Below are 12,053 nucleotides of genomic sequence, written 5' to 3'. Positions count from 1 at the left end.
AAAGGGGATAATATCATTTGCGGTCTCTTTTGTTGATTTAAATTAAAAAGTATCATTTAAGTGGATGCCCTTTTGTACCTCTTACTTTACATACAAATAGGCTTCAATTGCTGATACATAGTATCTTTTATCCTTGCTGTTATGTACTTTGTATTGTGGCGCTCCATTCACAGTTACCTTTACATCAATGGTAAATCCTAATCTTACCTCTAAAGCACCAACAACATCTTTACCCTGCCAAGAAAGAGATTCATCGAGTTCAGGTAAACGAAGAACATAGAATACGTAATTTTAACTAGATTTATTATTAACTAAACTATCCCCACCACCAAGCTCCGCCTCAATCTGCGAAGTCTTCGATGACTCATCCATACGCCAATACGTAATAAAGCTTATCGCGATACATCCAGCTACGTAGAAATAGAATAGTGATTCCATTCCGATACTCTTTAGCCATAATGCGATAAATTCCGCTGTTCCGCCGAATATCGCAACGGTTAGTGCATAAGGTAAACCTACGCCTAGTGCGCGAATTTCAGTTGGGAAGAGTTCTGCTTTTACAATTGCGTTAATGGAAGTGTAACCAGTAACGATAATAAGGCCGACCATCATGAGTAAAAATGCTACGATTGGTTCTGTCGTTTTTTCCATAAAGAAGAAGATCGGTGCTGTTAGTAACGTTCCGAGAATACCGAAAGCCATTAAGAGTGGGCGGCGTCCAATTTTATCGGATAATAGCCCCGCAATCGGCTGAAGTACGACGAATATAAGTAGTGCGACAAAGTTAATCCAACTTACAACTTCTTTCGGAAGACCAACTGTGTTTACCATGAACTTTTGTAAATATGTTGTGTACGTATAAAATGCAACAGTGCCTCCTAGTGTTAGGCCAACTACTGTTAATACTGCTTTCGGGTGTTTCATAAGAGCGCGAACGGTTCCTGCGCTTTCGCGGTTTTTCGATTCCATATTTGAGAACTGCTCTGATTCATCCATTGTACGTCGAAGCCATAATACAGCTACTGCTCCCATCGCACCAATAATGAATGGAATACGCCATCCCCAAGCTTTCATATCTGGTTCGCTTAGTAATTGCTGAAGAACAATTTGAACGCCTAACGCAACCATCTGTCCAGCAACGAGCGTTACATATTGAAAACTTGAATAAAAACCACGGCGACCACTACTAGCCATTTCAGATAAATACGTTGCGGAAGTTCCGTACTCTCCGCCAAGTGATAATCCTTGGAGTAAACGGGCAAGAACTAAAATAATTGGTGCCATAATACCGATACTTTCGTAACTCGGTGTACAGGCAATAATTAAAGAACCACCGGCCATAACCGTAATCGAAAGCGTTAATGCTGCCCGGCGTCCGTGCCGATCTGCATAACGTCCCATTAGCAAACTTCCAATAGGGCGCATTAAAAACCCAACTGCGAAAATAGCGGCTGTGTTCAGTAATTGACTCGTTGGATCTCCTTTAGGAAAGAACTCTGCTGAGAAGTAAACAGCGAAAGCAGAGTAAACGTACCAGTCATACCATTCAATTAAATTGCCGACAGAACCTTTGAAGATATTGCCGGCGACTCGGTTAGATTTTGCTTGAGCCATAATAATTCCTCCTCTTGCTTATAAATAAAATGATAATTATGAAAGCGCGTTCAATATAGTTGAATTGTACTGTCCTTGAATTGAAATCTCAATATTATGACAATTTTATTCTTTTTGTACTTTATGTACATGGAGGTTTTTATAGTTGATTCATTTTCAGTTTTGTCATAATAATAGAAAAAGGAGATTGATAGTTTTGAATATTTTATCAAAGGATATGGAGTATGAAGAAATCACGCAAAGTGTCATTACAAACGAAAATACTAGGCTTAATTATTACGTTAATTTTATTTGTCGTTCTTCTGTTAGCGGGGATATTTGTTTACATTCAGTCTGTTGATACGAAACGTCAAGTGGAGCAATTAGCTCTGCAAACGGCGAAGTCACTTTCTTTTATGCCAGCTATAAAAGAGGCTTTTCAATATAACGAGCATAAAAGTATCATTCAATCCATTGCGGAACAAGTTCGTGAGCAAGCTGGTGCAGATTATGTCATTATAGAAGATCGCTATGGGGTTATGTATTCACATTCTAATTCGGAGTTGATTGGTACAAAGAGTAATAATCCATATAACTATGAAGCACTCACTTTTGGTGGCTATTATACGCTCGAAGGAAATGGTGCAAGTGGCCCGGCTTTAATGGCGAAAGCACCTATTATTATTCATAACGGAGACTATGATCAAGTCGTAGGCGTTGTGACAGTAGAGTTTTTAATAAAAGGTATTGAATCTAACATATTGAGCAGAACGAAAGAAATCATACTCTTTTCTTTAGCGGTATTACTAGTTGGAATCATTGGCGGTATTCTTTTAGCACGTAGTATTCGTAAAGATACACTCGGTTTAGAGCCGAATGAAATCGCAGCGCTATACCGGGAACGAAGCGCGATACTACTATCTATAAAAGAAGGTATTATAGCCATTGATCAAAATGGTTTTATTACGATGATGAACACTTCGGCAGAAGAAATGCTGTATGTAAATGGTGATTATATGCAGCAGCACATTTCAAAAGTTTTGCCTGATTTTCATATGGAAAGAGTGCTAGAAAATGATCAAGAAATAGCGTTTCAAGATAAAGTATTCATTTTAAACATGACACCAATACTCGAAAATAACAGTACGGTAGGTGTTGTATGTAGTTTTAGAGATAAAACAGAACTGCAAAACTTAGTTAACACAATATCTGAGGTAAGAAAGTATTCCGAGGATTTACGTGCTCAAACACATGAATTTACAAATAAGCTTTTCGTGTTATCTGGTTTATTGCAGTTAGGGCACTACAGAGAAGCAATTGAATTTATCCAGCAAGAATCTAATATTCATCAAAGCCAAAACCATATTTTATTCCATCAAATTCACGATGCGAAAGTACAAGCTATTTTATTAGGAAAACTTGGAACAGCGTCTGAAAAGAAAATTGATTTTCATATTGAAGGAGATAGTGCGCTTCAACCGTTACCAGATCATATAAAAGTTTCGCACCTTATTACGATACTTGGAAACATAATCGACAATGCATTTGATGCGGTGAGTGGGCAAGAGGAAAAGAATGTTTCTTTCTTTGTTACGGATATTGGGCACGATATTGTATTTGAAGTGATAGATAGCGGGATAGGAGTACCAGCAGAAAAAATAAGTACCATTTTTCAAAAAGGATTTTCAACGAAAGGAAACGATCGTGGTTACGGGCTAGCAAACGTGAAAGAAATGGTAGATCTACTAGAAGGAACAATTGAAATTCAAAACGAGAAAAATGGGGGAGCTATTTTTACAATTTACCTTCCGAAAACATTGAGAGAAAGTAAATGACAAACAGGGGGATGGGCATATGTTGAAGGTCGCAATTGCAGAAGATGATTTCCGTGTAGCGCAAATTCAGGAGGAGTTTTTATCAAAAATAAAGGATGTAAAAGTTATCGGAAAAACTTTAAACGCAAAAGAAACGATGGGACTATTACAAAGAGAAGAAGTCGATTTACTTCTATTAGATAATTATTTACCAGATGGAATCGGTACAGACTTGTTGCCGAAAATCCACGCTGATTTTCCGAAAGTTGACGTAATTATGGTTACAGCGGCGAATGAAAACCATATGTTAGAAAAGGCAATTCGAAACGGCGTAAGCAACTACCTTATAAAACCGGTCACGTTAGATAAATTTGTTCGAACAATTGAAGACTATAAAAGAAAGAAGCAACTGTTACATAGTAACAATGAAGTAAATCAAGCACTAATCGATAATTTTTTCGGCACTTCGCAAATACAAGACATGAAAAACTTACCGACAGGTGTAGATCCGTTAACACTACAAAAAGTGAAAGACATTATAAAAGGATTCGAAGAGGGCATTACAATAGAAGAAATGGGAGAACAAATGGGGGCCTCCAGAACAACCGCAAGAAGATATTTAGAATACTTAGTAGCGACAAACGAATGCACAGTAGAGTACACATACGGCATTATCGGGCGACCAGAAAGAAAATATCGAATAGGACGAGGGTTATGAAAAAACGATTATTACTATGTATATTGCTCATGACAGGAGTAATAGCTGGTTGTTCGTCGGAAAAACCTCAAACGAATACAGTAAACATAGACAAAGTAGAAATCGTTGCGCCGAACGTTCAAGGAGCAGGTTGGGACTTAACAGCGCGAGCGATGCAAAAAACGCTAACAGAAGAAAAAATCTTCACAAAACCAATCACTGTCACAAACAAAGTAGGCGGTAGTGGTGATGTCGGATGGAAATATACGAAACAAAAAGGCGGTCACGTACTTGCGATTAACTCAAGCTTACTCATAACGAACAACCTACTAGGTCACAGTAAACTTACATATAAAGACTTCACACCGCTCGCAACACTCGCGTCAGACTGGGAAGTCGTTGTCGTCTCAAAAGACTCAAACATAGACAACGCAAACGAACTAATGGAACAACTAAAACAAGACAAGAAAAACTTCAAAATCGGCGTAGCCCCCGGCCTAGGAAACGACGATCACCTATCATTCGTACAAGTAAGCAAAGCATTCGGTATAAACCCTGCTGAACTGGAATTCTTCGTCTACGAAAACAAAGAAAAAATCATAAACGCCCTAACGAACAAACAAATAGGCGCCGCAACAATGACCCTATCCGAAGCCGAAAAACAATACAAAGCCGGCAAAATAAAAATACTAGCTGTATCCTCAGAAAAACGGCTAGACCGACTACCTGAAATTCCAACGTGGAAAGAACAAGGAATCGACGTTGTCTTCCAGCACTGGAAAGGGATTATGGGACCGAAAGATATGACGGAGGAAGAGGTTGCTTATTGGGATAGTATTATTAAGAAGATGGTTGAGAGTGATAGTTGGAAGGGGATTTTGAGAGAGAGTGGTTGGGAGGGGTTTTATAAGGATAGTGGGGAGACGAGGGGGTTTTTGGAGGAATGTGATTTTAGGTACGAGGAGATGGTGAAAAAAGAGGTTTAAGAGGCAAGTGTTCAATCATGCTTTATTTTTGTAGTTACTTCTATATAATATAAAAGAGTGTTAGGCTAATTACATTAAAGGTACTAGATAGGAATAGATAAAATCTATCTTACTGATTAAAAATATATTAGTCGTTAAAAGATATAAAAGGCATTTTTCAGTCTATAAGGTATGGAAACGTAGATTATAGAGTTTCTGTGAGATTTAAGGAGGACATTATGAAAAAAAATATTTATGTTGTTGGAGCAGTAATTGTTCAAGATGAGAAAATTTTATGTGCGCAAAGAGGACCATCTAAATCGCTACCTCTTATGTGGGAATTTCCAGGTGGGAAAATAGAAGAGGGAGAAACACCTCAAGAGGCGTTAAAGCGTGAAATTGATGAAGAAATGCATTGTAGCGTGCAGATTGGTGAACAAATTGATTATACAGCCTATGAGTATGATTTTGGTATTGTTCATTTGAAAACTTTTTATTGTAAACTTGTTGAAGGAAGTCCGGTTTTAACTGAGCACGTAGCAATTAAATGGTTACATCCAAATGAACTAGCAGCTTTAGAGTGGGCACCTGCGGATATCCCAACTATTGAGAAATTATCAAAAGAATCGATTGTAAAGTAATTTTAAAAAAACTATTCGTTTTATGCGGATAGTTTTTTATATTGTAATAAATTTGCACTTTAAATCAGTGAGTAATACAATTAATATAAAAAATTGTCATAAATGGTGATCATATGGAGAATTTTATTCAAAAATTAGAGGGGTCTTTATATAAAGGGTTTATTGATCAAAAACATAATCATCCCGGAATATATAAGCCGAAATTATTAGTAAACAATACGAAAAAAAATGAAAATGTTTTAAGCTCATTGTTGGAGGAGCTAGAAAATAGTACATCCTTTATTTTCTCAGTAGCTTTTATTACGGAAAGTGGGCTAGCGACTTTAAAATCACATTTCCTTGATCTTAAACAAAAAGGGGTTAAAGGACGTATATTAACATCTACATTCTTAAATTTTAATACACCAAAAGTGTTTAGAGAGCTAATGAAACTTGAAAATGTAGAAGTGAGATTAACAAATTTATCTGGTTTTCATTCAAAGGGATACATATTTGATAACAAAACACATTGTTCATTAATTGTCGGTAGTTCAAATCTGACTGCACATGCTTTGAAGGTAAACTATGAATGGAACGTTAAGTTAACATCGCATGAAGATGGAGAGATTGTACAGCATTTTAAAAATCAATTTGAAGAAGTTTGGGAGCATTCTCAAATATTAACTGAAGAGTTAATTGGAAATTACGAAACAATATATGAACAAGTTGCAGAAAATAAGTTACTAGATCGAGTTATAGAATTACCTGGTCAATATCATAATTCAATTGAAGAAGCTTTGAAAATTACTCCAAATAAAATGCAACAAGCTGCGTTACAAGAAATACAAGCTATTCGAGAAGCTGGAAAAGAAAAAGGGTTAGTTATTTCCGCAACAGGAACAGGGAAGACATATCTGTCAGCATTTGATGTCAGAAACTTTGCACCTAAACGGATGTTATTTATTGTTCATAGAGAGCAAATATTAAATAAAGCGAAATCAGATTTTCAAAAAGTTCTTGGTGGGATAGATGAGGACTTTGGAATTTTATCAGGATCAAATAAACAAATAAATGCTAAATATTTATTTGCGACGATCCAAACCATTTCAAAAGAGGAAAATTTACATCAATTTGATCCTGGGCTATTCGATTATATTTTAATAGATGAAGTTCATAAAGCCGGTGCTAGTTCTTATCATAGGGTTATTGATTATTTTAAACCAAAATTTTTAATGGGAATGACGGCTACACCTGAACGTACAGACAATTTTAATATTTATGAGCTATTTGATTACAATATTGCTTATGAAATTCGTTTGCAAGAAGCACTTGAAGAAGATATGCTTTGTCCTTTTCATTATTTTGGAGTAACTGATTTTGAATATAATGGTGAAAAGATAGATGACACTACGGTTTTATCTAAACTTGTTACGGAAGAACGGGTGGATCATATAGTTGAAAAAGTAAAATATTACGGTTTTTCCGGTGAGAAAGTAACTGGACTAATGTTTTGCAGCCGAAAAGATGAGGCAGAACAATTATCACATGCCTTAAATAATAGAGGTTTTCGTACATTTGCATTAACCGGCGATCATTCCCAACAGGAAAGAGAACTACGTGTGAACCAATTAGAAAATGGCATACTTGATTATATTTTAACGGTAGATATATTTAATGAAGGAATTGATATTCCGAGTGTGAATCAAGTTGTTATGTTAAGACAAACTCAATCAAGTATTATCTTTATACAGCAGCTGGGGCGTGGACTTCGAAAACACGATTCGAAAGATTTTGTTACGATCATTGATTTTATTGGAAACTATAAAAACAACTATTTAATTCCGATTGCCCTTTCCGGAGATAAATCACAAAATAAAGATAATATACGTAGGTATACAAATGACACGAGTTATATTAAAGGTATTTCAACAGTTAATTTTGAAGAGATAGCGAAAAAGCAGATCTTTAAAGCAATTAACGATAGTAATTTAACAGCAATGAAAGTATTAAAGGAAGCTTTTGCTGAGTTGAAAAATAGAATAGGAAGAATTCCATATCTATATGACTTTATAGTAAACCATTCTATTGATCCAGTTGTACTTGTGGAAGGATATTCGAACTATTATCAGTTTCTATTGAAAATGAAAGAAGATGTCCCTGCATTAACAGAGTACGAAAATAAAGTTTTAACAATGTTTTCATTGGAAGTATTAAATGGAAAACGTAAAAACGAAATCGTCTTGTTAGACTTACTATTAAAGCAAGAAAAAGTTGATAAAGATGAGTATGTAAAACAACTTGAAAAATCTAATTGCTTAAAAGATGATGATACGATTACTTCTGTGCAACGAATTTTTGAGTTAGAGTTTTTCTCACAAAACAACCAAAAAAAATATGGGGAAAAGCCAATTCTCACGTTGCAGGATGAGAAGACATTTATATTTAATGATTCTATTCGAAAAAGTTTAGAACAAAATGAATACTTTAAGTATATGGTTATGGACGTTATTAAAAGTGCGAAAGAAAAGAGCAAAAACTATGAGTGTGATAGTAACCTTACTGTATATAAAAAATACTCAAGAAAAGATGTGTGTAAACTTTTAAATTGGCATAGTGATGAGAGCTCAACTATGTATGGTTATAAGACCAAACACTATACTTGTCCAATATTTATCACATACCATAAAAATGATGAGGTAGAATCCAGTGTGGACTACGGTGATGAATTCCTTAATCAAGATGTTCTTAAATGGTATACAAGAAGTAACAGAACATTAAAGTCAAAGGAAGTTCAAACAATTATTGATGCTAAACAAAATAATATTGATGTCCATATTTTTGTGAAAAAAGATGATGACGAGGGAACCGACTTTTACTATTTAGGAAAAGCGAGACCTGATAAAGCAAGTGTAGAACAAACTGAAATGCAAGATAAAAATGGAAAAGAACTACCTGTTGTTACGATGAATATGATTATGGAGAAATCAGTTGATAATAAGCTCTATGATTATTTAAAGGATGGTAATGTTTTGTAGGTAGATTAAATTTTTAATGCTTGTATAGCTCAAAAATGATTAAAGGGATAGTAGTATTAGTGGATAAGATAAGGCTGTATCAAAATGGCATAGGAGTATGCTTTTGATATGGCCTTATTTATTGGATTAAAATGTATTGTTTAAGCAGCTATCGCATGCAAACAGAAAGAAAAGCACTAAATCTTATATGGTATAATTAGAGAATTAAAACCCTAATCCTGGAGGAATTAAAATGCCAATCTACAACAAATTAGTAAGAGATCGCATACCAGAAATTATCGAGAATAACGGGAAAACATTTACAACTAGAATACTAGATGAAAAAGAATATATAGAAGAAGTGAGCAAAAAAACACAAGAGGAGCTAACTGAGTATTTAGAAGCCGAAAGTAAAGAGCATAAAGTAGAGGAATTAGCGGACTTGTTAGAGTTAGTGAATGCATTAGCTCAATATGAAGGTGTGACGTTAGAAGATGTTGAGAAAGTGCGTAAACAAAAAGCAGAAAAACGCGGTGGTTTTCAGGAGAGAATCTTTTTAGTTGAGGTACATGATGACTAATGTTCAGCTTGTTACGAATAATTTGATCCATAAGTTAGAGCGATATATGGATGATGCAAAATCAATTTACATTTTAACTTCGTTTGTTATGAAATCGGGGGTAGATGTGTTAGCTCCTCTCTTGAGGAAAGCAGCGGAAAAAAATGTGGATATTAAGATTTGTACAGGAGATTATTTGTATATTACACAGCCAGATGCTTTAGAGAAATTGTATCAAATTCATCCTGACATTGAGATTCGATTATGGAAGAGTGCGGGGAAATCATTTCATCCGAAGGCTTATGTATTTGAGCGTGAGAGCGATGGGGTTATGATTGTTGGTTCTTCTAATATGTCTCGTTCTGCATTAACAAGTGGTGTGGAGTGGAGTTTGCTTGTAAAAGAGAGTGTTGGAGAGGAAGCTTTTTCAGAGGCGATTGATCAATTTTTACATATTCATATGAATGAAGCAACTCAGTCTATTAATGTAGAAACAATTAAACAATATCGTAAAGAGTACGAAGAATTTCATACAACTCATTCGAATTTGATCCGAACTTGGACAAAGCAAGAAGAGATTGAAATGATGATGCCGTCGGGACAAGAGGATTATACTGTGAGCTCAGGAGTAGAAGTTGAATTAGAGGAATCTGCTGTATATGAAACTAAGATTGCGCCACGCTTTGCACAAATCCCTGCGTTAGAACAATTAGAGAATGTACTAGAAGAAGGATACAATAAAGCGATGGTTGTTATGGCGACAGGGCTTGGCAAAACGTATTTAGCAGCTTTCTTTGCGGGACGTTTTAAACGAGTTCTATTTATTGCACATTTAGAAGAAATATTAAATCAGGCAGAAAGGTCTTTTCTGCGTGTAATCGATAATAAGACTACGGGAATTTATAATGGAAAGAAAAAAGAGGGCGAGAAGGATGTTGTTTTTGCATCTATTCAAACGTTGAGTAGAAAGCGCCATTTAGAAAACTTCTCTCCTAATGATTTTGACCTTATCATTGTGGACGAGTTCCACCATGCGGCAGCAAATAGTTATCAAAGAGTGCTAGATTATTTTAAACCTAATTTTTTATTGGGAATAACGGCAACACCAGATCGTAATGACTTTCGAGATATTTATTCAATTTGTGATGGAAATGTTGCATACCGTATTGATTTTATGGAGGCGATTCAACGTGGGTGGTTATCTCCGTTTCATTATTATGGAGTACATGATGAGACTGATTATTCGCAAATACGTTGGATAGGTAATAAGTATGATCGTGAGGAGCTTGCACAAGTTCAGTTAAGAGAGGAACTAGCCTTAAATATTTTAGAGGCTTGGAAGAAATATAAGAAAACGAGAACGATTGTCTTCTGTTCAAGTATTAGGCAAGCGGTCTTTTTGTCTACATATTTTAATGAGAATGGATATAATACAATCTCACTTCATTCGGAAACAAAACATATTTTGAGGGAAGATGCAATTAAACAGCTGGATAGTAACGAATTAGATGCTATTTTCACAGTAGATTTATTTAATGAAGGTGTTGATATTCCATCTGTTGATACACTTTTATTTGTGCGTCCGACAGAATCATTAACGATTTTTACACAGCAAATTGGTCGTGGATTACGATTACATGAACAAAAAGAGTCTTGCATTGTAATCGATTTAATTGCTAATTACCGAAATGCAGATATAAAAATGCAAATGCTTCGAGTTGATGATGGAAAGACAAGAGGAAACGGCACACAAAACATATTGCCAGCTGGATGTACAGTAGAGTTTGAATTGGAAGCAAAGCAGTTATTAGATGAATTGATGCAAAAGAAAATGAAGAGAAAAGAAAAATTGCAGCATAGCTATCAAACTGTAAAAATGGATCTTGGACGTAGAATGACATATTTAGAATTACATAAGCTTGGTACAGAAGAAAGTAAAGAATATCGCCAAGAGTTTAAATCGTATGTTGGCTTTTTGGCATGGATTGATGAACTAACAGAAAAGGAAAAAGCAGTATTTTTACATTATGAAGCGTGGTTACAAGAAGTTGAAAAGACAGGAATGGCAAAAAGTTATAAAATGCTGTTACTGTTAGCGATGTTACAACGTGGGAAAGCGAGATGGTACCATCCTATTTCACCAGGAGAAGTTGCACCATTTTTCCATCAGTTCTTAATGGAAAAAGAATACCGTAAGCGAATTGATTTTAGTGATAAGCAAGCACAGCGTATGTGGGATTATGATGAAGAAAAAGTTAGTAAATTAATTGCTACGATGCCAATGACAAAGTGGAGCGGTAGCTCGAAAGGTTTACTATCATTTGATGAAAACTTATTTTCTCTAAATATGGATGTTCGAAAAGAAGACGAAGAACTTTTATTTGAATGGACGAAAGAGATATGTGAGTATCGTCTTCATACATATTTTGAAAGAAGGACAGCAACGTTGAAGTAGGCGTTGCTGTTTTGGTAAATAAGTTTTATAAGGTGAATACCTTTAAAGGGAAAATACAGGTATAAGGTCTTTGTAGTGGTTTTAAAAATATACAGTGGTGTAATGAACCCTTAACTTATCTGTTAGTAAGACAGAAAGAGGTATTTTGAATTTCTAAAACTTATATTATTTTAATTGATTTTTATTTTGGTTTAGCTGGTTGTTTTAAAGAGATGAAAAGAAAGTATTACTACTTTGTTAGTAGAAAATACTTGTTTTTGAATAATGCAGTATATTAAAAGGGTGAATGAATCTAAGATGTTGTAACCAGGTACGTTAATAAAAGTAGAGTAAAGA

The 12,053-nt window shown here is 35.1% G+C and carries 8 protein-coding genes and 1 pseudogene; 7 read left to right on the top strand and 2 right to left on the bottom strand.

Features of this window, described 5'->3' with window-relative positions; genetic code table 11:
* Positions 1–81: 81 nt before the first annotated feature.
* Together V7038_RS29570 and V7038_RS17935 are read right to left on the bottom strand one after the other, a co-directional pair.
* Positions 82–252 (bottom strand): annotated as a pseudogene (locus V7038_RS29570) (N-acetylmuramoyl-L-alanine amidase); the annotation flags it as partial.
* A gap of 39 nt (positions 253–291) precedes the next feature.
* A complete protein-coding gene (locus V7038_RS17935; protein ID WP_098209135.1) occupies positions 292–1,614 on the bottom strand; it encodes an MFS transporter in 1,323 nt (440 codons plus the stop codon).
* A 224-nt stretch (positions 1,615–1,838) separates the two neighbouring features.
* Between V7038_RS17935 and V7038_RS17930 the strand changes: the two genes are divergently transcribed.
* From V7038_RS17930 to V7038_RS17900, 7 genes are all read left to right on the top strand, one after another.
* The gene (locus V7038_RS17930) at positions 1,839–3,428 is read left to right on the top strand and encodes a sensor histidine kinase (protein WP_335471200.1); all 1,590 of its coding nucleotides are present in this window, start codon (positions 1,839–1,841) and stop codon (positions 3,426–3,428) included.
* Between the two features lie 19 nt (positions 3,429–3,447).
* Entirely contained in the window at positions 3,448–4,125 is a 678-nt protein-coding gene (locus V7038_RS17925) for a response regulator (protein ID WP_070146220.1), read from the top strand.
* A complete protein-coding gene (locus V7038_RS17920; RefSeq protein WP_283746981.1) occupies positions 4,122–5,090 on the top strand; it encodes a tripartite tricarboxylate transporter substrate binding protein in 969 nt (322 codons plus the stop codon). The genes V7038_RS17925 and V7038_RS17920 overlap by 4 nt, the downstream gene beginning before the upstream one ends.
* Positions 5,091–5,308: 218 nt before the next feature.
* Complete coding sequence (locus V7038_RS17915) at positions 5,309–5,710, top strand: (deoxy)nucleoside triphosphate pyrophosphohydrolase (RefSeq protein WP_283746982.1); 402 nt, start codon at positions 5,309–5,311, stop codon at positions 5,708–5,710.
* Positions 5,711–5,823: 113 nt separating this feature from the next.
* Positions 5,824–8,724 carry a DEAD/DEAH box helicase gene (locus V7038_RS17910; protein ID WP_335471198.1) on the top strand — a complete coding sequence of 967 codons (2,901 nt, stop codon included), beginning with the start codon at positions 5,824–5,826 and terminating at the stop codon, positions 8,722–8,724.
* A gap of 232 nt (positions 8,725–8,956) precedes the next feature.
* Complete coding sequence (locus V7038_RS17905) at positions 8,957–9,283, top strand: nucleoside triphosphate pyrophosphohydrolase (RefSeq protein WP_002201564.1); 327 nt, start codon at positions 8,957–8,959, stop codon at positions 9,281–9,283.
* Positions 9,276–11,717 carry a DEAD/DEAH box helicase family protein gene (locus V7038_RS17900; protein WP_335471196.1) on the top strand — a complete coding sequence of 814 codons (2,442 nt, stop codon included), beginning with the start codon at positions 9,276–9,278 and terminating at the stop codon, positions 11,715–11,717. The genes V7038_RS17905 and V7038_RS17900 overlap by 8 nt, the downstream gene beginning before the upstream one ends.
* The last annotated feature ends 336 nt before the right edge of the window (positions 11,718–12,053 follow it).

This window comes from Bacillus sp. JJ783, from assembly GCF_036963225.1.
Taxonomy (GTDB): domain Bacteria; phylum Bacillota; class Bacilli; order Bacillales; family Bacillaceae_G; genus Bacillus_A; species Bacillus_A cereus_U.
The sequence above is the reverse complement of the archived record's forward strand: the minus strand, read 5'-3'. Positions and strand labels throughout refer to the sequence as shown.